Source organism: Nocardia acididurans (assembly GCF_016741815.1).
Classification (GTDB): Bacteria; Actinomycetota; Actinomycetes; order Mycobacteriales; family Mycobacteriaceae; genus Nocardia; species Nocardia acididurans.
In genome coordinates this window covers 790,746-813,802 of sequence record NZ_JAERRJ010000001.1, presented here as the reverse complement: position 1 = coordinate 813,802, position 23,057 = coordinate 790,746, and the positions used below count along the sequence as shown (strand labels likewise).

Annotated in this window: 19 protein-coding genes; 9 read left to right on the top strand and 10 right to left on the bottom strand. The window is 69.4% G+C overall.

Going from position 1 to position 23,057, the window contains the following annotated elements:
* The first annotated feature begins 380 nt into the window (after nt 1–380).
* Both JK358_RS03735 and JK358_RS03730 read left to right on the top strand, forming a co-directional pair.
* Nucleotides 381–1,214 (top strand): hypothetical protein, encoded by an 834-nt coding sequence (locus JK358_RS03735; protein ID WP_201943476.1) that lies wholly within the window; start codon nt 381–383, stop codon nt 1,212–1,214.
* Nucleotides 1,215–1,355: 141 nt separating this feature from the next.
* Complete coding sequence (locus JK358_RS03730; RefSeq protein ID WP_201943474.1) at nt 1,356–2,657, top strand: ammonium transporter; 1,302 nt, start codon at nt 1,356–1,358, stop codon at nt 2,655–2,657.
* Between the two features lie 95 nt (nt 2,658–2,752).
* Here JK358_RS03730 and JK358_RS03725 read toward each other — a convergent pair whose 3' ends face one another.
* Nucleotides 2,753–4,126 carry a neutral zinc metallopeptidase gene (locus tag JK358_RS03725; RefSeq protein WP_232850594.1) on the bottom strand — a complete coding sequence of 458 codons (1,374 nt, stop codon included), beginning with the start codon at nt 4,124–4,126 and terminating at the stop codon, nt 2,753–2,755.
* A 77-nt stretch (nt 4,127–4,203) separates the two neighbouring features.
* On the opposite strand from JK358_RS03725, the gene JK358_RS03720 reads away from it, so the two are divergent.
* Nucleotides 4,204–5,796 carry a DUF2207 family protein gene (locus JK358_RS03720; protein ID WP_201943471.1) on the top strand — a complete coding sequence of 531 codons (1,593 nt, stop codon included), beginning with the start codon at nt 4,204–4,206 and terminating at the stop codon, nt 5,794–5,796.
* Between the two features lie 79 nt (nt 5,797–5,875).
* Here the strand turns inward: JK358_RS03720 and JK358_RS03715 are convergent, their stop codons facing one another.
* Nucleotides 5,876–7,150 (bottom strand): ROK family transcriptional regulator, encoded by a 1,275-nt coding sequence (locus JK358_RS03715; RefSeq protein ID WP_201943469.1) that lies wholly within the window; start codon nt 7,148–7,150, stop codon nt 5,876–5,878.
* Between the two features lie 704 nt (nt 7,151–7,854).
* Between JK358_RS03715 and JK358_RS03710 the strand changes: the two genes are divergently transcribed.
* The 6 genes from JK358_RS03710 (at nt 7,855) to JK358_RS03685 (ending at nt 14,763) form a co-directional block, all read left to right on the top strand.
* Nucleotides 7,855–8,622, top strand: coding sequence for a GntR family transcriptional regulator (locus tag JK358_RS03710; RefSeq protein ID WP_201943467.1), 768 nt, complete (start codon nt 7,855–7,857; stop codon nt 8,620–8,622).
* On the top strand, nt 8,623–8,850 hold the full coding sequence (locus tag JK358_RS03705; protein ID WP_201943465.1) for a 4Fe-4S dicluster domain-containing protein: 228 nt from the start codon (nt 8,623–8,625) through the stop codon (nt 8,848–8,850). It begins immediately after the preceding gene.
* A 44-nt stretch (nt 8,851–8,894) separates the two neighbouring features.
* Entirely contained in the window at nt 8,895–10,328 is a 1,434-nt protein-coding gene (locus JK358_RS03700) for an ABC transporter substrate-binding protein (protein WP_201943463.1), read from the top strand.
* A gap of 62 nt (nt 10,329–10,390) precedes the next feature.
* Nucleotides 10,391–11,227 carry an ABC transporter permease gene (locus JK358_RS03695; RefSeq protein ID WP_201943833.1) on the top strand — a complete coding sequence of 279 codons (837 nt, stop codon included), beginning with the start codon at nt 10,391–10,393 and terminating at the stop codon, nt 11,225–11,227.
* Nucleotides 11,224–12,015: an ABC transporter ATP-binding protein gene (locus JK358_RS03690; RefSeq protein WP_201943461.1), complete on the top strand. Its 792-nt coding sequence runs from the start codon at nt 11,224–11,226 to the stop codon at nt 12,013–12,015. Before JK358_RS03695 ends, JK358_RS03690 begins: the two co-directional genes overlap by 4 nt.
* A 48-nt stretch (nt 12,016–12,063) precedes the next feature.
* Nucleotides 12,064–14,763 (top strand): fumarate reductase/succinate dehydrogenase flavoprotein subunit, encoded by a 2,700-nt coding sequence (locus JK358_RS03685; RefSeq protein ID WP_201943832.1) that lies wholly within the window; start codon nt 12,064–12,066, stop codon nt 14,761–14,763.
* A gap of 120 nt (nt 14,764–14,883) precedes the next feature.
* Here the strand turns inward: JK358_RS03685 and JK358_RS03680 are convergent, their stop codons facing one another.
* From JK358_RS03680 to JK358_RS03645, 8 genes are read right to left on the bottom strand one after another with little or no spacing between them, the layout of a single operon-like run.
* A complete protein-coding gene (locus JK358_RS03680) occupies nt 14,884–16,020 on the bottom strand; it encodes an LLM class flavin-dependent oxidoreductase (RefSeq protein WP_201943459.1) in 1,137 nt (378 codons plus the stop codon).
* Nucleotides 16,017–16,868, bottom strand: a complete 852-nt coding sequence (locus JK358_RS03675; protein ID WP_201943458.1) for a DUF1684 domain-containing protein — start codon at nt 16,866–16,868, stop codon at nt 16,017–16,019. The genes JK358_RS03680 and JK358_RS03675 overlap by 4 nt, the downstream gene beginning before the upstream one ends.
* Nucleotides 16,865–18,229 (bottom strand): NtaA/DmoA family FMN-dependent monooxygenase, encoded by a 1,365-nt coding sequence (locus tag JK358_RS03670; protein ID WP_201943455.1) that lies wholly within the window; start codon nt 18,227–18,229, stop codon nt 16,865–16,867. The genes JK358_RS03675 and JK358_RS03670 overlap by 4 nt, the downstream gene beginning before the upstream one ends.
* A 40-nt stretch (nt 18,230–18,269) precedes the next feature.
* On the bottom strand, nt 18,270–19,346 hold the full coding sequence (locus JK358_RS03665) for an LLM class flavin-dependent oxidoreductase (RefSeq protein WP_201943453.1): 1,077 nt from the start codon (nt 19,344–19,346) through the stop codon (nt 18,270–18,272).
* Entirely contained in the window at nt 19,346–21,025 is a 1,680-nt protein-coding gene (locus JK358_RS03660; protein ID WP_201943451.1) for a dipeptide ABC transporter ATP-binding protein, read from the bottom strand. Before JK358_RS03660 ends, JK358_RS03665 begins: the two co-directional genes overlap by 1 nt.
* Entirely contained in the window at nt 21,022–21,942 is a 921-nt protein-coding gene (locus JK358_RS03655) for an ABC transporter permease (RefSeq protein ID WP_201943449.1), read from the bottom strand. Before JK358_RS03655 ends, JK358_RS03660 begins: the two co-directional genes overlap by 4 nt.
* On the bottom strand, nt 21,935–22,105 hold the full coding sequence (locus tag JK358_RS03650) for a hypothetical protein (RefSeq protein WP_201943447.1): 171 nt from the start codon (nt 22,103–22,105) through the stop codon (nt 21,935–21,937). Before JK358_RS03650 ends, JK358_RS03655 begins: the two co-directional genes overlap by 8 nt.
* A complete protein-coding gene (locus tag JK358_RS03645) occupies nt 22,098–23,054 on the bottom strand; it encodes an ABC transporter permease (RefSeq protein ID WP_201943445.1) in 957 nt (318 codons plus the stop codon). Before JK358_RS03645 ends, JK358_RS03650 begins: the two co-directional genes overlap by 8 nt.
* Nucleotides 23,055–23,057 lie beyond the last annotated feature (3 nt).

Here is a 23,057-nt window from a genome sequence, read left to right as displayed (position 1 = left end):
CCCTACGACAGTGCCTATTCCCGTCCGTCGCGCCTCGACGGTTCGCAGTGTGTCGCACATCACATACAGTCCCCGCGCCGGTTCCGTACCAACCGGACCGAACTCGAAACCTGAGATTTCAATCAGCAAATTCTCAGCGCAATTTCACCAAGCCGTTCCCGAACGCCACTTCCACCCATGATCACCATTTATGGAAGAGAGGTACGTTTCAACTCCACAGACCGGACATAACGATCCAGTCAATGAATGCGGCAAGATCGCAATCCTTTGGCTACCGTGGACCTCGGCAACTTCGGTAGCCAAACCTTCATCAGGTTGGTGGCCCCGGCCGGTCCCTCATCCCGACCGGGGCACAACCAAATCTCCCGGAGGACGCCCAAGTGCCGTCGTGTGACGACATCGCCGCAGCCTGGCTCTCCAGCACCGAATTCGCGGGCGACAATGCCGCGGTCGGATTGCTCAGCCGGGCCATCAGCCCGCAGGACTACGACATCAAGCGTGATTCGCTCCCGGTGTCGGCAGCAGCCGATCCGGCGACCGCGAGCGCCATTCTCGAACTCCTGCAGCGGGGCCAGGTCCCGACCCTGGCCGCCATCGAAACCCTCATCGTGCAGAACGACATGCGCGCCGAGGCCGAACGCATCGAACGCCTGGGCCGCCGCGCCCAGCGCAGCATCGACGATTTCGGCCGCGTGCTGGCCAAACTCACCGACGAATACTGGATCGCGCACGGCACCGGCCCGACGCGGCGCGACATCCTGCTCTCCGAACCGGTCTTCAATCTGATCCACGACCGCGTCGGCACCATCGCCCCCACCGCGGTCAAACACCTGTGGCTCATCGAGCGCGCCCAGCGCGCCGGCTGGATCGCCTACAACGCCGCCCCCCGATCCCTGTGCGCCGGAAGGCGTTTCCACGCGGCCCGCTACGGCAACCGCGTCTCCCTGCGCCCGGTCAACACCCTCGGCACCCTGGTCGCCACCTATCTGCGCGACCAGATCGCCGAGCAGGGCCGCCCGCCGCGCTGGTCGGTCATGGCCTACGAACTCCGCGACGACCGCGGCCGCCGCGTGTTCAACGACACAGCCGACGCCCGCGCCCAGCAGCAGTGGCTCACCATCGCCGAGTGGATGGCCCTCGAGGACGGCAATCCGGTTCCCGGTCCGCGCGGCGTGCGCGCGCTGACCCGCAAGGGCCGCGACCGCCGGGCCTGAAATCCGCGCCGAGGTCCGGGTCTGCGCAGCTCCAGCTGTTACAGACACGTATCCAAGTCCTCATTTTCGTAACAGCGCCGAAACGTGAGTATTCGGTAACTTCCGTGCAACGCGATCACGCGCGGAAGGAGTTACTCACCCATGACACCGACACTCGACGCGGCGGCCACGGCCTGGCTATTGGCCGCGACCGCCATGGTGCTGCTCATGACACCGGGCCTGGCGATCTTCTACGGCGGCATGGTGCGGGCAGCGGGTGTGCTCAACATGCTGATGATGAGCTTCATCTCGATTCCGCTGGTGACCGTGGCCTGGCTGGCCTTCGGGTACAGCCTGGCGTTCGGCCCGGACGCGGGTGGCGGGTTCATCGGTGACCCCCTGGAATTCGCGGGCCTGTCCGGTATCGATCCGACCACCCTGCACGTCGTCGACGCCGCGACCGGCGCGGCGGTGCCGGAACTGCTGTACGTGACCTTCCAGCTGACCTTCGCGGTGCTGACCGTGGCCCTGGTCAGCGGTGCGATCGCCGATCGCGCCAAATTCTCCGCGTGGATGCTCTTCGTCCCGGTGTGGGCGCTCATCGTGTACGCCCCGATCGCGCACTGGGTGTGGACCCCGGACGGCTGGCTGACCAAGCTGGGCACGCTCGACTACGCGGGCGGCCTGGTGGTCGAGATCGCTTCGGGCGCTTCGGCTCTGGCGATGGCGCTGGTGCTGGGTCCGCGTATCGGTTTCAAGGTGGATGCCATGCGTCCGCACAATCTGCCCTTCGTGCTGCTGGGTGCGGGCCTGCTGTGGTTCGGCTGGTTCGGTTTCAACGCGGGTTCGGCGCTGAACGCGAACGGCATGGCCGCCGCGGTGTTCCTGAACACGCTGGTGGCGGGCTGCCTCGGCATGATCGGCTGGCTCGCGGTGGAGCAGTTCCGCGACGGCCGCCCGACTACCTTCGGCGCGGCCTCGGGTGCGGTGGCCGGTCTGGTGGCCATCACGCCGTCGTGTGGTTCGGTGAACACGGTCGGTGCGCTGATCGTGGGTCTGCTGGCGGGCGTGGTGTGTTCGTTCGCGGTGGGCCTGAAGTTCAAGGGCGGCTACGACGATTCGCTCGATGTGGTGGGCGTGCACTTCGTCGGCGGCGTGGTGGGCACGCTGCTGATCGGCTTCCTGGCCAACGAGGTCATGACCGGTGGCGTGGAGGGTCTGCTCTACGGTGGCGGGCTGGCGCAGCTGGGCAAGCAGGCGGTGGGCGTGCTCGCGGTGGCGGCCTTCGCCTTCGGTGTCACGTTCGCGCTGGGCAAGCTGATCGACAAGACCATCGGTTTCCGTGTGAGCCGGGAGGACGAGGTCGCGGGTATCGACTTCGCCCTCCACGCGGAAACCGCCTATGCCGAAGGCGTGCACGGCCATTCGCCGCGCAAATTCGGTGAGGGGCCGTTCGGGCACTGAGCCCGGGTCCGAACGGAGAGATGAGAAAGGGAGGCGGGTGCGGACCCGCCTCCCTTTTCTTTCGGCCCCGTCCTCTCCGACAGAGGCGGGATCAACTAGTTGACCTTGCTGCTCGATGCCGCGAACGTATTGCACTGGTCGGTGCGGTTCTTGTCGACTCCGAGTTCGAACCACGCGCCGCTGTTCTGCGAGGACCCGTGATCGCGCATATCGCCGGAGGAGTCACCGCGGTGGTACATGTCGCTGCGGGCCACGCCGATCTGCGCGGAGGTGAGCGACCCGCCGCCGGATGAGGACGCCAGGTACATGCCGTCGAAGCAGTTGGCCTGCAACTCGGTTCGCCGTGACAGTTCGAGTCCGGTGGCGCTGCGCGCGCCCGCCTCGCGGCGCTCCTGATGCACCTTGCCGAGGATTCCGGACTGCGCCTGCACGTGATGTCCGTACTCGTGCGCGAACACCGACAGATAGACGACCCAGTTGTCCTTGATCATGTCGGTCTGCAGCTGGCTGATCGGCATGTAGATGGTCTTGTCCGCCGAGCAGTAGAACGCCGCGAAGTTGGAGCTGTTGCCGGTGCACAGCGTGGTGATCCCCGAAGTGCTCTCGGAGACCATCACATTCGGCGCTTCGAAGTTCAGCCCGACTTCGGCGAACAGCGGCTGCCATGCCTTCTCCAGGCAGGCGGCCGCGGTTTCGAAGAAGGTGCGCGCGGTGTCCACCTCGGTGCTCCAGCGGGTGTACTTGCACGACGCCGGAATCAGCGTGAGGTCGCCGCCGGTGACGAGTGGATTGTTCGCCGTCTCCGCCACGCCGATGCTGGTGCCGCCCGGTTCGGACGGGTAGGTGGTCTGCACGGTGTTTCCGGAGCCGAGATTGTCCAGTCCCGTATTCAACGCGGCGCGCAGCACCACCGTGGTGACCAGGACGATCAGGATCACCAACAGTGTTCCCCAGCGTCGCCGGCGCGGCGGTGCGGGCCGTGCGGCCTGTGGAATTCCGCCGCCGTGCGTGGCGGGCGGCGGCAGCGGGGCGCGGTAGCCGGGCTGCGGGGTGTACCCGGAGCGCGGTACGGGCGGCTGCCCGAGCCCGAATCCCTGGGTCGGAATGCTCTGCTGCGGTGGATAACCCGGCTGCGGTGGATATCCGGGTCGCTGGGGATATCCGGGCGGCGGCGGGTATCGGCCGGGCTGTCCGTACTGCGGCGCGCCGGGCCGTTCCTGCTGGGGATGGGCGGGGCCGCCGCGTCCCGGCTGGTTCGGCCGCCCCTGTGGTGGAACGGAACCGCCGTATCCGGGATTCGGGCGTCCCGGTCCCGGCGGTTGCGGGCGGCCCTGCCGCTGCGGCGGTATCGGGTCGTTGCCGCCCGGTCTGGGCACGGCGGGGAAGCCGTGCTGCGGCGAGCCGTGCTGTGGTGGGTTCGGCTGTCCGCCAGGGGGATTCGGTCCGTTTCCGGACGGTGGGCGAGTCATGCCCCCACACCCCCTCGTTCCTCGAAGAAACCGACAGCCGCTGAGGAAGGATAGCAAGCTGTCTAAAGTAGCCTTCCATGCAGATTTTTCGGGGGGGCGTCCTCGTCGCGCTGCTGCTCGCTCTGGCGGGTGTGGCAGCGCCGTTCGCCCACGCCCAGTCGATCGGGGTGCGGATCACCGCGGACGTGAATCTCGGCGATGACGGTCTGCTGCGGGTCGTGGAGCAGGTGGAGGTGCCTGCCGGGCAGGACTTCCGGCAGGTGCTGCCGTTGCGGGTCGCGATCGGCGACGGCGTGGAACGCAATTTCAAGGTCACCGATGTGAAGTCGACGGGCGATGCCACCGCGACGGTGGGCGCGGACCGCTTCACCATCGAGGCGCGTCCCGGTGTGTCGACGGTCGAGTACACGGTGCACAACACGGTCAGCGACACCACGGGCGCGCAGGTGTTCCAGTGGTCGGGGGTGCTGAACACGGATGTGGCGTCGATCAGCGCCACGGTGATCGGCCCCGATTTCCGGATGGGTATCACCAAGTGCACGATCGGCCCGCCGGGAGATCCCGAGGACTGCGCGGATATTCGCGTCGAACCGGACGGTGTCGCGCATCTGGAGAAGACGGATCTGCGCAGGGGTGATCTCATCGAGGTGACGCTGCAGTTGCCGCCGGGCACGGTGGCGGCGAACGCGGATATCAAGGATGACAATGCGCCCGGCCCGTTCTCGCCGACGGGCGTGGTGTTCGCCGCCTTCGGCGTGCTGCTGGCGGCGCTGGCCGCCGCGGCCGGTTATGTGCTGTGGGCGCGGCGGTCCGCCCCCGCCACCGGTGAGGTGCTGGATCCGGTTGTGCGCGAGGGTGATCGGGCCTGGTTCGCTTCGCCGGACGGTGTGCTGCCGGGCACGGCGGGCCTGCTGCTCGATGGTCATGTGGATGCCCGCGATATGGCGGCGACCGTGGTGGACCTGGCTGTGCGCAGCTACATCTGGGTGGCGGCGGTGAGTGACTCCGATTGGCGGATCACCCGCGTCAACCCGGCCGACGAGCAGCTGACGAGCTACGAGCGCGCGGTGTACGCGGCGCTGCTGCCCGACGGCACCGACGAGGCGCTACTGTCCGAGCGGCGCGGCCGGGTGCCCGCGAATGTGGTTCGCAAGACCCTGATTTCCGATGCGGTGGAGCGCGGTGAGTTCGTGGACCGCACGCGCCGCGGCTTCGAGTTCTGGACCGGTGTCGCGCTGATCGTGGCCGGTATCGGCGCGACCGTCGCACTGGCGCTGGGACCGCAGCGGCATGCCCTGGTGGGCCTGGCCCTCGTACTGGGCGGGGTCGCCGCCCTGCTGCTGCCGAGGTACCTCCCGTCGCGCACCGCGCTGGGCCGGGAACTCACCGGCCGCCTGCAGGCGATGCAGCGCGGACTGGAATCCACTGTCCCGCAGGATATTCCAGCAGCAGATCAGGAAATGGTCTTCTCCCGCGCGCTGCCCTTCATGGTGGCGGTGCGCCGCGCCGACCAGTGGGTCCGCACCTTCCGGGACCTGAACCCCGCTGCCGACGGCGAACCCGGCGTCTACTGGTTCGGCGGCTTCGAAGGCGACCGCAACCTGCATCGTTTCGCGAGCCACTTCCCGTACTTCATCACGGCGGTCGAGGGCCTGTTCGCGAGCCGGTGAGACGCGCCGAAACCCCTGCGGGAACGAGGATCCGCAGGGGCTTCGGTCGCGAACTCCGGCGCGCGGTGCGCGCCATCCGTCAGCGCGCGGTGCGCGTGGCCCGGCGCATGGCCGAGAGCGGGTCGGCGTAGAAGACGCTGAGCGAGGTCACCGCGGCCGCGAATTCCTGCACGCGCCCGCCGAAGCGGGAGAGGCGCAGGTCGGCGGCCGGGAGGGTGGAGGATTCGCCGAAAGCCTTTGCCACCCGCTCCATTCCGGGTCGCCAGCCGGTGAAGGCCTGGCCGCCCAGGACGACCCGGTCGGGGTTGAACATGTCGCGGACGAGAGCGGCTGTGCGGCCGAGGATTTCGGCGCGCTCGAGCAGCAGTTGGCGGGCCGCGGCGTCACCGCCGTCGGCGGCGCGGTACAGGTCCGCGATGGCCGGTCGGCGCGGGGCCTCCGGCTTGGGCAGGATGCCCTTGCGCACGGCGCGCTCCAGCAGCGGCCGTTCCCCGACGGTCGCCTCGAAGCAACCGCGCCGTCCGCAGGTGCAATCGATATCGGAGCCGGTGGGCAGGTGCGCGATGGAGCCGGGACCGTTGGCGGGGGTGTGTACGCGATCGTGCAGTGTCACCGCGATTCCGGCGGTTTCCCGCGCGTAGATGTAGAGGCTGCTGCCGGGCCGGGCCTCTTCGCCGGGTTCGCGTCCGGCGAGCAGGAGTTCGGCCGCGGCCATGGCTTCCACGTGCGCGGACACCGAGACCGGCAGGTCCAGCACGCTGGAGAAGACGGCGGCCACGGGTGCGGCGGTCCAGCCCAGGCGCGGGTGGTCGACCACACCGCCGGCCGGGTCGACGCGACCGGCCAGCGCGATACCGGTCCACAGCGGTTTGCGGCGCGGCAGGCGGTCCAGGAACGCCTTGGCGCTGCGGGCGACTATGGTCAGCGCCGCGTCCTGACCCGTTTGGGGAGTGGCGATTTCGAGTCCGCCGAGGATGCGGCCGGACAGGTCGGCAGCGACGATGCGGGTCACGGTGAACCCGATGTGCACGCCGACGGTGACGTAGGAGTCGGTGTCGACTTCGAACGGCACGCGCGGGCGGCCGACCGCGCCGGAGGCGGTGAGGTCGGCGCGTTCGCGCAACAGTCCAGCCGAAAGCAGCGCGGACACTTGACGATTCACAGTGGCGATACTGAGCCCGGTGGCCTGGGCGGCGATATCGCGGAAGATGGGGCCGCGGGTGGCGGCCCGGAGGACGGCGGCCGCGGGGTTGTCGGTGATGCGCAGTTCGGCGGGCACCGCGGGGCGGGCCGGGGCCAGCCGGGCGGTGGCGACGGTAGAACTGTGCGAACGCTCGAGAATAGGGCTCGACATATTCGGATCCTTGCTGCGGTCCCGCCGGCCAGCGGGACAAAGGCCTATGGAGAATTCAGCGATCTGCAGCGAAAGAAGCCCGGATTCGAGCGCGGTGTTACCGCAGGTGAATCGGGGTCAGTACTCGGCTGCGCGACGGCAGGGACAACACAGTTCCCGTTGCCGCGGCAGCCGCACACCGAGCGCGACGGTCACGTAGGTGACCCGCGGTGCGGTGGGCTGACTGGAAGACATGGGATCAAAGTTAACACCGGGCGTGGCGTGAGCACCAGACAACAGCGCCGCCCGGGACAATGCCGACGGCATCGGACGCCCGCGCCGGTACTCCTCTGGCATTCCTCCCTTCGCACCGAAAACTTTGCGCCAGCATGGAATTGACGGTTGCCGAGGGGATGCGGCGGCACCCCCGGGCGAGTGATGGAGACAACACTCCGCGGCTCTCGGGTTCCGAGATCGAGCGTATTTCCACTGCACTCCTGCCCGCCGTCGCGCACACGCATTCGGCTCACCGTGATTCCAAGGCGGCCCCTGCTCACCGGAGGTGGCGCAATAGCCCGTTTCGACGCCATATCGGCAGGCCGGGTCGCCGTGCGGGCGGCGGATAACCGCACCACCCCGGCCGGCGCGGGTGTGAGCGCGAATTCGGCCGCCCGTCCTGCCCTTAGTCTTCTGAAATCGCAGGTCAACGGCGGAAAGGAGATGAGGTGTCGCCGGAGCCCATACCGTTGCGCGCCCCCGTTCGCCGGGCCGATCGCGCTCGCCAGGTGGCGGATGTGCTGCGCCAGCAGATTCATGCGGGAGCGTTCGCGAGCTCGCTGCCGGGTGAGCAGGAGCTGGCCGCCGAGTTCACGGTGTCCCGCAATACGGTGCGCGACGCGCTGGCCCTGTTGAAGGACGAGGGTCTCATCGAGCGGGCCCCCAGAATCGGCACGCATGTGGCCCGTCGCAAGTACGACCACGGATTGGATGCCCTGCTCGGTTTGAAGGAGACCCTGCGCGGCCACGGCGAGGTGCACAACGAGGTCCGTGCGGCCACCCGGGTCGTGCCGCCGCTGGCCGTCGCCCGCAAGCTGCGCCTGGAGCCCGGTCGGCAGGCCGTCTACATCGAGCGGCTGCGCTGGTTCGGTGATCTGCCGTTGAGCCTGGACCTCACCTATCTGGTCCCCGATATCGGCGATGAGGTGATCACCCGCGATCTGGAGACGAACGACGTCTTCGCGCTGATCGAGCAGATCAGCGGCGGCCCGCTGGGTTCGGCGGATCTCGCGCTGGAGGCCGTCACCGCGGACGCGCATTCCGCCGCGAACCTGCAGATTCCCGAGGGCGGCGCGCTGCTGCTGCTGGAGCGGCTCACCAGGTTGGAGGACGGCCGCCCGGTCGATCTCGAGTACATCCGGATGCGCGGCGACCGCATCACCATGCGCGGCAGCCTGACCCGGCCGCCCGAACGCACCGATTGGAGGCTGATCTGAATGGCACTGGTCAATCAGCGCGCCGATGTCCCTGTCACCGTCGACGAATCCCTGTGCATCCAGGGTTGCACCCTGTGCGTGGAGATCTGCCCGCTGGATTCGCTGGCGATCAATCCGGAGAACGGCAAGGCGTACATGCATGTGGACGAGTGCTGGTACTGCGGTCCTTGCGCCGCGCGCTGTCCCACCGGCGCGGTCACCGTCAACATGCCTTACCTCCTGCGCTGACAGCCCGTGCGGCGCAACGCCTTTCAAGCTCTCTAGGAAGACCCATGAAGTTCCGCCTCGTCCGTCTCGCCGCCGCCGCGGTGGCCGCCGGTCTCGCGCTCACCGTCACCTCCTGCTCGCTGGAGGACGCGGGCAGCGGTGACACCGTCAAGGTCGTCATCGGCTACCAGTCCAAGACGATCAACACCGTCACCGCCGGAACCCTGTTGAAGGCCAAGGGTTTCCTGGAGCAGCGGTTGAACAGGCTGTCCGAGAGCGGCGGGCCGAAGTACCAGGTGGAGTGGCAGGACTACGACACCGGTGCGCCGATCACCGCGCAGATGGTGGCGGAGAAGATCGACATCGGTTCGATGGGCGACTACCCGTTGCTCATCAACGGATCCCGCACCAGCGCCAACGAGAAGGCCCGCACCGAGCTGGTGTCCATCACGGGATACAACCCGAAGGGTGCGCTCAATATGGTTGTGGTGTCGCCGAATTCGCCGGTGCGGAGCATCGACGAGCTGGCCGGGCAGAAGATTTCGGCGAGTGTCGGCTCGGCCGGGCACGGCACCCTGGTGCAGGCGCTGACCAAGGCGGGCATCGACGCCGAGACCGGTGTCGAGGTGCTGAACCAGCAGCCGCAGGTGGGTGCGTCGGCGCTGGAATCCGGTCAGGTCGCGGCACTTTCGCAGTTCGTGGCGTGGCCGGGTCTGCTGGTCTTCCAGGACAAGGCCAAGCTGCTCTTCGACGGCGCGGAGTTGAACGTTCCCACCTTCCACGGCGTGGTGGCGCGTCGTGACTACGCGAACCAGCATCCGGAGGTGCTGAATGCGTTCCTGCAGGCTCAGCTCGACGCGACCGATTTCCTCAACAAGCAGCCTCTGGAAGCGGCCGGGGTCGTCGCGGACAACTCCGGGCTGGCCCCGGAGGTCGTGTACCTCTACAACGGGCCGGGCGGAACCTCCTTCGACACCACGCTGAAGCCGAACCTGATCAGCACGCTGAAGAACGATGTGACGTACCTGAAGTCGATCGGCGACTTCGCGGAATTCGATATCGACCAGTTCGCCGATCCGGCCGCCCTGCAGAAGGCGTTCGCCGAGCGCGGCATCGACTACGGCGCCGAACTCGCGAAGAACACGAACCCGTCGCTCGTGACGGGCGCCGACCCGGTGAGCGGCAAGGCGGCCGACAATCCGGCGCTGGCGGGCGAGATCTGGTTCGCCGGGCAGGACGCCACGCAGCCTGCCTCCGACCCGACCAGCCTGCTGAAGGCGATCAAACAGGCTCGCGCCCAGGGCAAGACGGTGCGCGCCGCCTACGTGCCCGACGCCGAACTCGGCACCCGCTGGTTCGCCGACAAGGCCCTGTGGGTGCGCGACGGCGAGACCTATCTGCCGTTCACGACGGCAGCGGCGGCACAGCGCTACCTGGCCGCGCACCCGTCGGGCGTGACCGTCACCTACGACCAGGCCGTGAACGAGGTGCGGTCGTGACCACCCGCCACCCGGCTACCGCGGCGGCCCGGTCGAGCACGGCCGTCGCCCCGCCGCTCGCGGTGACGGCGGAGCCGACGGGCCGGGCGGCCGCCGCGCCTCGCCCACGCCGGAGCCTCGGGGTCTGGCGGTCGCGGGCGATCCGGCTCGGGTCGGTGGTCGCGGTCATCGCGGCCTGGCAGTTCTTGACCAGCAACGATATTCGGCTGTGGGTGCGGTTCGACACGCTGCCCACGGTCACCGAGATCGTGCGGGCGTTCCGGCATCAGCTGGGGACGGAGGTGTTCTATCTCGATCTGGGCCAGTCGCTGATCCGGATTCTGAGCGGATTCGGCTTGGCGGCGGTGCTGGGGGTGGCTTCCGGTGTGGCACTGGGTCGTTCGCGCTGGTTCGCCGACATCTTCGGCCCGCTGACCGAGCTGGCCCGCCCGATTCCGGCGATTGCCATTGTGCCCGTGGCGATTCTGCTGTTCCCGGATGACGAGGCCGGGATCGTGTTCATCACCTTCATCGCGGCGTATTTCCCGGTCATGGTCTCGACCCGGCATGCCGTGCGGGCCCTGCCGACCATCTGGGAGGACTCGGTGCGCACGCTCGGCGGCAGCCGCTGGGATGTGCTGCTGCGGGTGGTGTTGCCGGGCAGCCTGCCCGGTGTGTTCAGCGGGCTGTCGGTGGGTATCGGCGTGGCCTGGATCTGTGTGGTGTCGGCGGAGATGATCTCCGGCCGGCTGGGTGTCGGCTATCGGACCTGGCAGGCGTACACCATCGTCGACTATCCGGGCGTCTTCGTCGGGATCATCACCATCGGCGTGCTCGGTTACGGCACGTCGGCCGCGGTCGAATTGATCGGCCGCCGCGTCACGCACTGGCTGCCGCGAGTTCAGGAGATCGCGAAATGACCGTCGCCGGACCAGAACTCGAGACCACCGGAACCACCACCGCCGGCCTGAGTCTGACGCTCGATCGGCTGCGCCTGTCCTACGGCGGGTCACCGGTCATCACCGACCTGTCCCTGGCGGTGCGGCCGGGCGAGATCCTGGTGCTCACCGGTCCGTCCGGCTGCGGCAAGTCCACCGTGCTGCGCGCGGTCGCCGGACTGCTGCGGCCCGACGCGGGCCGGGTGCTCGCGGACGGCGCAGAGGTGACCGGCACCGACCGTGACCGCGCCGTCGTCTTCCAGGACAACGCGCTGCTGCCGTGGAAGACCGTGCGCGCCAATATCGAACTGGCGCTGCGGCTTCGGGGCAAACCCCGGGCCGGGCGACGCGCCCTGGCGGAGAAGTGGATCGAGGAGATCGGTCTCACCGGTTTCGCCGACTACCTGCCCAAGAGCCTGTCCGGCGGGATGCGCCAGCGCGTGCAGCTGGCGCGCGGTCTGGCCGGCGCGCCGCGCGCCGTCATGATGGACGAGCCGTTCGGCGCGCTGGACACCCAGACCCGGAACACCATGCAGCGCTTGCTCATCGACACCTGGCAGACCCATCCCACCACCGTCGTCTTCGTCACCCACGATGTGGACGAGGCCCTGCTGCTCGGCGACCGGGTCGCCGTGCTCGGCCGGGCCGGTGCACCCCTGCGCGCCCTGCTGGAGGTCCCCCGGCCGCGCGCCCTCGGCGTGGACCGCACCGCGGCGCGCGCCGAGATCATCACCGCCCTGGATCACTCGGGCGATCTCGCCGCGCTCTGACGGCATCCCCTGTCCCCCTGTCCTTCTCGATCGAATGTTGGTGTGCTGATGGAGATTCCGGATCTATCCGAAACCGCCCGGCTGGACTGCGACGTCCTGGTGATCGGCGGCGGCACCGCCGGCACCATGGCCGCGCTGTCCGCCGCAGAGCAGGGCGCGACCGTGATCCTCATGGAGAAGGCGCACGTGCGGCACTCCGGGGCGCTGGCCATGGGTATGGACGGCGTGAACAACGCCGTCATCCCCGGTAAGGCCGAACCGGAGGACTACGTCGCCGAGATCACCCGCGCCAATGACGGAATCGTCAACCAGCGCACCATCTATCAGACCGCGACGCGCGGCTTCGCCATGGTGCAGCGGCTGGAGCGGTACGGGGTGAAGTTCGAGAAGGACGCGTACGGCGAGTACGCGGTGCGCCGGGTGCACCGGTCGGGGTCGTACGTACTGCCCATGCCCGAGGGCAAGGATGTGAAGAAGGCGCTGTATCGCGTGCTGCGGCAGCGCACCATGCGGGAGAAGATCCGCATCGAGAACCGGTTGATGCCGGTGCGGGTGCTCACCGCCGGCGGGCGCGCGGTCGGCGCCGCCGCATTCAACACGCGCACCGGCGAATTCGTGGCCGTGGGCGCGAAGGCGGTGATCCTGGCGACCGGTCCGGCCGGACGCCTGGGCCTGCCCGCCTCCGGCTACCTGTACGGCACCTACGAGAACCCGACGAACGCCGGTGACGGGTACGCGATGGCGTATCACGCGGGCGCGGAGCTCTCGGGCATCGAATGCTTCCAGATCAACCCGCTCATCAAGGATTACAACGGCCCGGCCTGCGCCTACGTGGCGAATCCGTTCGGCGGCTACCAGGTGAACGCGTTCGGTGAACGCTTCGTGGACTCCGACTACTGGTCCGGCCAGATGATGTCGGAGGTGAAGCGCGAGATCGAATCCGCGCGCGGCCCCATCTATCTGAAGGTGTCGCACCTGCCGACGGAGACCGTCGACGCCCTCGAAGGCATCCTGCACACCACCGAGCGCCCGACCCGTGGCACCTTCCACGCGAATCGCGGCCACGACTACCGCACCCACGACATCGAGATGCACATCTCCGAAATCGGTTTGTGCGGTGGGCATTCCGCGTCGGGCGTGTGGGTGGACGAGAACGCCCGCACCACCGTCCCCGGCCTGTACGCCGCCGGTGACCTGGCCTGCGTGCCGCACAACTACATGATCGGCGCGTTCGTCTACGGCGACCTCGCGGGATCGCATGCCGCCGCCACCCTGGACGAGGTGGCGGCTCCCGCCGAACTGCCCGCCGACCAGTTGGCGTCCGCGCACGAACTCGTCTACCGCCCCCTGCGCAATCCGGACGGCCCGCCGCAGCAGCAGGTCGAATACAAGCTGCGCCGCTTCGTGAACGACTATGTGGCCCCGCCGAAGACGGCCACCAAGCTCTCCCTGGCCATCGAGACCTTCGACCGTATGGCCGAGGAGATCACCGGCATGGGCGCGGTCACCCCGCACGAACTCATGCGCTGCGCCGAGGTCTCCTTCATCCGCGACTGCGCCGAGATGGCCGCGCGTTCCTCTTTGACCCGCACCGAATCCCGCTGGGGCCTCTACCACGAGCGCGCCGACCTCCCCCGGCGCGACGACGTGGAATGGCGCTACCACCTCAACCTCCGCAAGAACGCGGACGGCGAGATGGAGTTCCTGAAGCGCCCGGTGGCACCGTATTTCGTGCCGGTCCCGGGCCTGGACGAGCTCCCGTCCGAGGATGCCGCGGTTATCCCGGTGACGCAGCCCCCGCTGATCGGCAGCCCGCCGAACCTGGGTTCCGAGGTGCACTCGCACACGGCTCCGGTGGCAGCGCCGCCGAAAGAGGTGGTGGCGCCGCGCATCGCACTGCTGCTGTCGCTCGACTCCCCCGCCCTCGACGAGTTGGATTCCTTCCTGACCGACCCCGATCCGCGCGTGCGCGCCACGGCGATCTCGGTCCTGACGGAAGGAACCCCGGACGGTTTCGGCGACCGGCTGATCGACGCCCTCGGCGACGCCGACGCCGATGTCCGCGCCAACGCCATCTCCGGTCTGCGGGAACTGGTCGAAATCCTGCCTGCCGCAGCTGGTCTCGCCGTCCACGCGGACTCTCCCGACCCCTCGGTGCGCGCCGTCGTGATCGACCTCCTGCGCGCCCTGCGCGCCGGTTCCGCCGAACTGTTCGCCAAGGCGGCCCTGGACTCCGACCACCGCGTCCGCATCGAGGCCGTGAACGCCCTTGTCTCCCTCGATGATTGGACGGCCATCACCACGGCCGCCCACGACGAGAACCGCGAGGTCCGCATCGTCGCCGCCAAGGGCCTGGCCACCGTGGGCCAGGGCGGCATCGAATCCGTGCGCGCCCTTCTCGACGACCGCGACCCCCTGGTCCGTGCCGCCGCCCTGACGGCGCTGGCCCGCCTCGGCGACTCCACCGACGCCGTACGCCTGACCGCCGCCCTGCGGGATTCGGCCTGGCAGGTCCGCGAAGGCGCGGCCCGCGGCCTCCCCGCCGTCGGCGTGGAACTGGCGACCGAGCCCCTGCGCACGGCCCTGTCCGACATCCACCCGGATATCCGCAAGGCAGCCGTCCTCACCCTGAGCTCCTGGCCCGAATCCGAAGCAGCCCGAGAGGCGCTGGATGTTGCGCTGGCCGACACGGATGCGGACGTCCGGGCCTATGCGAGAAGGGCACTCGCCGTCCACTCCGGCACCTAGCCGCCATCTCCTGAGGGCAGGGAAGGGGTGGGCCGGGGCTGAACGGTCCACAGGTTCAGCCCCGGCTCACGTCCCCGTCACCCGCGTGGAGTCCCCGTCCCTGCCGGGTGACGGGGAGTCTCAGGCGGCGCGGACGTGGGTGAGACCCCACTCCCGGGCGAGCAGCCGATGGGAATCCAGACGGTCCCGGTGGTCGTGGGTGACGCTGGTGATGACGAGTTCGTCCGCACCCGTGAGCTGTTGGAGGGCGGCCAGCCGCTCGGCCACCGAGCCCGGCGAGCCGACGAACTGGGTGGTGACGCGGTCGTCGACCAGGCGGCGCTGCTGATCCGTCAGCGGCGGCGCGGTGTCGGGGTCGAGGTATTCGGCCGCGCCCGCACCGCTGCGAATGCTGTACACCCAGTGGCCGTAGCTGGAGGCCAGATGCTGGGCGCGGGCGTCGTCCTCGGCGACCACGACATCGGCGGAGACCACCAGGTACGGCCGGGGGAGGCGCTGCGAGGGCCGGAAGGCCGCCTTGTACGCCTCGACGGTTTCCAGGATCGTGCCGGGCGACACGTGATAGTTCGCCGCGAACGGCAGCCCCAATTCTCCTGCGAGCTGGGCGCTTTCACCGCCGCTGCTGCCGAACAGCCACAGCTGCACATCCGCGCCCTCGCCCGGGACGGCGTGCAGTTCCACGCCATCACCCGCGGTGTAGGTGCCGTCGAGCAGTGCCTGAATCTCGCGCACCTGCTCGCCGTAGGGCAGCGACTGCGCACCCGGCAGCGTCAGGGTCGCCAATCCCGCTGCGAGACGGGAGGTGTCGAGCAGCCGGCCGGGTGTGAACACCGGCGGGATCACCACCCCGTCGCGCACCTCGGTACCGCGGTCGGGCGCGGGCGGCACCGGCGGCACACCGGCGGTCCGGAACTGGTCGCCGCGATGACCGGAGCGGCCCAGACCCAGATCCAGGCGACCCGGGTACAGCGCGTCGATGGTGCCGAAGGCTTCCACGACCGAGGCCGAGGTGTGGTGGCCGAGCTGCACGGCCGCCGTGCCGAGTCGGATGGATTCCGTTGCGGCGGCGAGCAATCCGAGCAGTGTGGTCGGGGCCGAGCTCGCGACCCGGACGAAGTGGTGTTCGGCCAGCCAGTAGCGCCGGTAGCCCCAGCGTTCGGCCTGCTGTGCGAGGTCCACCGTATTGCGCAGCGCGTCACGGGCGGTGGACCCCGCGCTGATCGGCGAGAGGTCGAGGATGGACAGCGGGATGGTCATGCCGAGTGCTCCTTACGTGGATCCTTTTCTCCTGCTACGACTGCGACGGGCAGCCGGTTCTCCGGCGGCGCCACCGGGCAGGTGGCGTAGTCGGTGAAGGCACACGGCAGGTTGAGGGCGCGGTTGAAGTCGAGGACGACGGTGCCGTCCGCGGCCGGGCGGGGCAGGTCGAGGCGGCGCGCGCCGCCGTAGGTGGTGTCGCCGCTGGTTCCGTCGGTGAACAGCACGTGCTGACCGAGCAGGTGGGAGCCGAAGACCAGCAGGGTGTACTCGGTGCCGTCGAAGGTGAAGGTGACGGTGCCCGCCGCGGAGTGGTGATGCTGCAGGCCGTCCACCACCGCGCCGGTGGTGACGACGCGAGCCACCTCGAAGGGGGTGTAGACCCCGGTCACGTTCCAGGCCGGATTCGGTTCGTAGGCGGGGATTTCCGTGAAGGCCGCCAGGGTCGGTGCGGCGGGATCGTGGATGCGCAGGGCGGCCTGTCCGCTGCGGCGGATCACCTCGATGAGCCGGTCGCCCACGCGCAGTTCGAGACCGGGCGCGCCCTCGACGGGGGCGAGCGTCACCGCGCCGGACAGTGCCGCACCCTCCTGGGTCACGACCTCGCCCGCGCCGGATTCGACAGCGGCCGAGCCGTTCCGGGCCGGGGAGCCGGAATCGATGGTGGCGTAGACGTTCTCGGCGTCGGCCCGCCACCGTCCGGGCAGCCCGTCGAACGATTCCGCCTCCTCGCCCAGCCAGTGCAGGCCGGTGAGGCTGAGCCAGCCCAGCGGCTGTCGCGCCCACCGGTCGCGTTCGGTGCGCCAGGTCCGCCACTGCTGCTCGAATTCGGTGATGGTTGCGGTCATGATGCGCGAACTCCTTCGGTGCGATGGTGGGGATGACGCAGGCCCAGGTGGTGACGCAGGGTCGGGCCGGGGTACTCGGTGCGGAAGCTGCCCAGCTCCTGCAGTTCGGGGATGACCTTGTCGACGAATTCGTCGAGGCCGGTCGGGGTGAGGTGCGGGACCAGGACGAAACCGTCGGCGGCGTCGCTCTGCACGTAGCGGTCGAGGTCGGCGGCCACCTGGCGGGGTGTGCCGACGAACTGCTGGCGGGCGGTGGTTTCGATGATCAGGTCGCGGATGGAGAGGCGTTCGGCCGCGGCGCGCGCCCGCCAGGCGTCGGCGACCGCACGCGGGTCCTTGGCGTGCCGGACGCGGCCGCGGGTGATGTTCACATCGTCGACGGGGTCGATATCGGGCAGCGGGCCGTCCGGGTCGTAGGCGGAAAGGTCTGTGCCCCAGACCTGTTCGAGGAAGGCGATGGCGGTCTGCGGCGTCACCTGCTGCCGGCGGATGTGCCGCGCGTTCTCCTGCGCCTGCTCCGGGGTGTCACCGAGGACGAATCCGGCGGCGGGCAGGATCTTCAGATCGTCGCGGGCGCGCCCGTACTTGGCGAGGCGGTCCTTCACGTCGAGGTAGAACCGCTGCCCATCCGCCAGTTCGCCGTGTGCGCTGAAGATGACATCGGCTGTGGCGGCGGCGAATTCGCGGCCTTCGTCGGAGTCGCCCGCCTGGATCTGCACGGGATGTCCCTGCGGGCTGCGCGGCAGCACGAACTGTCCGTCGATGTCGAACTGATCGGATGCGATGCGCACCGAGGGCGCGGGCCGCGCGAAGACGCCGCGTGCACGGTCCACGACCAGCGCGTCCTCGGGCCAGCTGTCCCACAGTGCGCGGGTGGCGTCCACGACCTCGCGGGCGCGGGTGTACCGCTCGGCGTGCTCCAGATAGCCGCCGCGCCGGAAGTTCTCGCCGGTGAACGCGTCCGAGGAGGTGACCGCGTTCCAGGCGGCCCGCCCGCCCGACAGGTGATCCAGCGTCGCGAATTGCTTTGCCAGCTCGAAGGGTTCGTTGTAGGTCGTGTTGATGGTGCCCGCCAGCCCCAGATGCGTGGTGACGGCGGCGAGTGCGTTCAGCACCGTGAAGGTGTCGGGCCGCCCCACCACGTCCAGGTCGTGGATGTGTCCGCGATGTTCGCGCAGCCGCAGGCCCTCGGCGAGGAAGAAGAAGTCGAACAGGCCGCGTTCGGCGGTGCGCGCCAGGTGGACGAAGGAGGCGAAGTCGATCTGACTGCCCGAGTTCGGGTCGGTCCACACGGTGTGGTGGTTGACGCCCGGGAAGTGGGCGGCGAGGTGAATCTGCTTGCGAATCCGGCGTTCCGGCATGGTTCTCCTCAGGTGGCGGCACAGGCGGGTGGCGGCGTGGTCATGCGGTGGCGTATCGGCTGGTGGGGCGCGGCAGGCCGAGCCGGGCGCGCAGAGTGGGGGTGAGCGCGGGCAGTTGGGGCAGCGCGGCGGCGAGGGCGAGGGGGCGCAGCACCACACCGTCTGCGGCGCAGTCGGTTTCGACCTGCCGCAGCAGGGTGCGCAGTTCGGCGGCGGTGCCGATGTGGAAGACCGTGTTCGGGGCGGTGGTGGGGGTCCACTCCTCCAGCTGTGCGACCTCGGCGGCGGCGTGGTCCGGGTCGGCGGCCAGGTGGATGTCCACATCCAGCAGTACCCGCACGCGGTTGGGGTCTCGTCCGGCGGCGGCTACCGCCGAACGAAGTTCGCTGCGGGTGGCGGCGGCCGCCGCCGAATCCGGTGCGGCGATGCGGATGAGGTCGGCGCGGTGCACGGCCACGCGGGCGCTGTGCGGTTCGGCGGCGCGCACCGCGACCAGCGGCTGTCCCTGCGGTGGGCGCGGGGTGATGGACGGCCCCTTCACCGAGAAGTTGTCGCCCGAGTAGTCGATGTAGTGCAGTTTGTCGCGGTCTATGAAGCGGCCGGTGGGCTGATCGCGGATCTCGGCGTCGTCCTCCCAGCTGTCCCACAGCCGTGACACCACGTCGATGGCCTCGTCCGCCTCGTGCCAGCGGGAACGCGCGTCCTGTTCCGGCTTGCGGCTGAACAGTTTCGCCTCGCCCTCGGACACGACGGGCTCCCAGCCGGCACGACCGGAACTGGCGAAATCCAGCGACGCGATGGCCTTGGAGACATGGAACGGTTCGGTGTGCGTGACCGGAGCCTGCGGAATCAGCCCGATACGCAGGGTGGCCGCCGCCGCGCGAGCCGCCACGGCCACCGCCTCCAGCCGCCCCACCGCACCCCGCTGCTGGAGCGCGAAGGAATCCGGCAGAAAAGCGAAGTCGAAGCCCGCGGTATCGGCGGCCTGCAGGGCGTCCACCCAATAGCGAGCGGTGAACAGCTCCTCGGCGCGCGAATCGGGCCGACGCCAGGAGGCGGGGTGTGTGCCGGTGCCCGACAGTTCCAGGCCCAGCAGTAACGGGGTGGGGTACGGCATCAGGCGGTCCTTTCCAGAGGAGCGGGTGTGGGAGCGTCCGATCCGGCGGGCACCACGACAGCGGCACCGCTGCGCGCCGCGGCGAACGCTCCGGGTACCGCCGCGAGAAGTTCACGGGTGTAGTCGGTGGCCGGACGCTCGAAAAGGTCTGCGGTCGGCGCTGTTTCGACGACCATGCCCTGCCGCATCACCGCGACGCGGTCGGCCAGCCTGCGCACCACGGCCAGGTCGTGTGAGATGAACAGGTAGGCGAGGTGCAGTTCGGACTGGAGGCGCTCCAGCAGATCCAGGATCTGCGCCTGCACCGAGACGTCCAGTGCGGAAACGGGTTCGTCGAGTATCAGCAGGTCCGGTTTCAGCGCCAGCGCGCGGGCGATCGCCACGCGCTGACGCTGACCGCCGGAGAGTTCGGCGGGGCGGCGGGCGGCGTAGGCGGCGGGGAGCGCCACCTGTTCGAGCAGCTCCGCCACGGCGTCGCGACGGCTCGACCGATCCCCGATCCCGAACGCCTGCAAGGGTTCCGAGACGATCTGCCCGATGGTGAGCTTCGGGTTCAGCGATACGTAGGGGTTCTGGTAGACGACCTGGATCCGCCGCCGCAGCTCCCGCAGCCCGCGGCCGCGCAGGGTTGTGATGTCGCGCCCGTCGAAGGTGACCGTGCCCGAATCGGCGTCGGTGAGGCGGGCCAGCATGCGGGCCGTGGTCGACTTGCCGGAACCGGATTCGCCTACGACAGCGAGGGTTTCGCCGCGCTCGACCTCCAGTGAGACATCGTTCACCGCGGTGAGGGTGACGCCGCGCGCGATGCGGAAGGTTTTGGACAGCCCGGCAGCGGACAACAGCACTTCGCCCGATGCGGCCCGTGCAGGGTGGGCGAGTGTCGGGTGGGGGTAGCCGAGTGTGGGAGCGGCGGCGAGCAGCTGCCGGGTGTATTCATGCTGCGGGTTGCCGAAAACCTCGGCGGCCGTGCCTGTTTCGACTACACGGCCATGCCGCATGACAACAATGCGGTCTGCGCGCTCGGCGGCGACTGCCAGATCGTGCGTGATGAGCAGGACGGCGGTGCCGGATTCCCTTGTGCGGGTTGCCAGATGGTCGAGGATGCGGCGCTGCACGGTGACATCGAGGGCGCTGGTCGGCTCGTCGGCGATGATCAGTTCCGGCCCGCAGGCCATGGCGATGCCGATCAGCACGCGCTGGCGCTGGCCGCCGGAGAGGTCCTGGGGATACTGCCGGGCACGCACTTCCGGACGATCCAGCCCCGCTGCCCCGAGAATCCGGACCGCCTCGGCGCGAGCGGTGCGGCGGTCGGCGCGGCCGTGGATGCGCAGCACCTCCGCCACCTGATCGCCGATGCGCAGCACCGGGTTCAGCGAGGTGCCCGGGTCCTGCGGCACCAGTCCGATGCGGGCCCCGCGAATCCCCTGCAGGGTCTTGTGCGAGGCGCGGTCGAGGCGATCGCCCGCGAAGACGATCTCACCGCCGGTGATCACGCCACCGTTGAGCAGCCCGATCACCGCATGCGCGAAAGTGGATTTGCCGGAACCGGATTCGCCGACCAGGGCCACGGTCTCGCCCCGCTGGACCGTGAGCGAGACGCCCGCGACGGCGGTCGTCGTGCCGGTGCTCCCCCGGTATTCGACCCGGAGCCCTTCGATACTCAGCAGCGCGTCACTCATCGGGCATTGTCCTTGTGGATGGCGCGGGCGATGCGCTGCGTGGCCAGCACCAGCGCGATGATCACCAGACCCGGCAGGGTGGTCAGCCACCAGGCGGTGGCGAGGAAGTTCCGGCCCTCGGAGATGAGCGATCCCCATTCGGGCGTGGGCGGCACCGCGCCGTACCCGAGGAAGCTCAGCGAGGCGACGGCCAGCACCGCGACCCCGAATTCGACGACGGCCAGGGCGGCGACCGGCGCGTAGGCATTGCGTAGCACATGCCGCAGCAACACGACGGGCCGGCGCACCCCGGAGGCGAAGGCCGCCTCCACGAACGGGGCCTGCCGCACCCGCAGCACCTCGGCCCGCATGACGCGGGTGAACCGCGCGATGAACGCGATCCCGACCGCGATGGCCACATTGCGCGTGCCCATCCCCAGGACGGCCACCAGCGCCAGTGACATCAGCAGCTCCGGAATCGACAGCAGCACATCCACGGTCCGGCTGATGGCGGTGTCGACAATCCCGCCCACCGCCCCCGCGAGCAGCCCGAGCACCGCCCCGGCCACCAATCCGAGCAGTACCGCGAGCACCGTAGCGCTCAGCGACAACCCCGCCGCGTGCACAACCCGCGTATAGAGATCGCGCCCCAGATGATCTGTCCCGAACCAATGTTCGGCGCTCGGCCCGCGCAACTTCTGTGCGGGTACGCCCGTCAGTGGATCGCCACTCGCGAAAACCGATGGCGCGGTGCCCCATCCGAGCACCAGCAGCACGATCAGCACCGCGACCGCGACACCGGCATTCGCGCGGAGGGTGTCGGCGTTCGCGCGCAGAGTTTTCCGGCTCGGCACCCCGCTCGTCCCGACGCCGTCCGCCGGCTGGGTTTCGCTCGGACGTCGCGGTAGCAGGTCCGGGCGGACACGGAGGTCAGACATCGGCGCCGTCGTCTTCCGGAATCCAGTACGCCACACCGGGATCCAGTAGCGGGTGGGTCAGCAACAGCAGGCGCTGCCGGGAGCGCGGGCCGGAGGTCGTCGCGCGCAGGCCGGTGCGCAGGGCGGCGAAGACGCGGTGGGGTAGGTCGCGGGCGTCAGGCATGGGCGCGCTCCTTCGAGCTGCTGTGGGCGACACGGGGATCGAGGAGGGGGTGGATCAGGTCGATGAGCAGGTTCACGGTCACGAAGACCAGGGCCGCGAAGACGACGATGCCCTGGACGATCGGAATGTCCTGGCGCAGTACCGCTTCGTGGGTGAGGCGGCCGATTCCGGCTCGCGCGTAGACGGTTTCGACCACCACGGAACCGGCCAGCACCGTGCCGACCCACAGGCCGGTGATCGTCATGGCGGGCGCGGCCGCCGGGCGGAGAACGTGGTGCAGCTGCACCCACCAGCGCGACGCGCCCTTGGCGAAGGCGACCTCCACGAACGGCTGCCGCCACGTGGTGACGAGACTGGAGTAGAGCACCTGCGCGATGACCGCGCCGACCGGGATGGCGAGGGTGATCGCGGGCAGGATGGTGCCGTTGAACCCGGTGCCGCCGAACGCGGGCACCAGCCGCAGCTGGAACGAGAACACCTGCAGCAGTAGCAGTCCCACCCAGAAGGTGGGCATGGACGCGCCCAGCGAGGGCAGCGAGGTGAGGAGTCCGCGCAGCCGGGGCCGCTGCGTATAGGCGGCCGCCAGCGCCAGCGCGGCGCCGCCGAGCACCGCGAACAGCAGCGCTGTCGCCGCCAGCGCCAGTGTCGAGGGCAGTGCCTCGCCGAGCGCGGCGGTCACGGTCTGGCCGGTACCGATGGAGCGTCCGAGGTCACCGCGCACCGCGTGGCTGAGCGCGGTCCAGTACTGTTCCCAAACCGGTTGGTCCAGGCCGTATCTGGCGCGCATCTCGGCGATGGCCGCGGCGTCCACGGGCGTGCCCCCGCCGGGGTCCGCGGCGATCTCCACCGGATCGGACGGCAGCAGGTACAGCACGACGAAGGACAGCGTGAACGCCGCCCACAGCACCAGCGCCGCCTGCAGGATCCGCCCGATCACGTACCGGCCCATGGG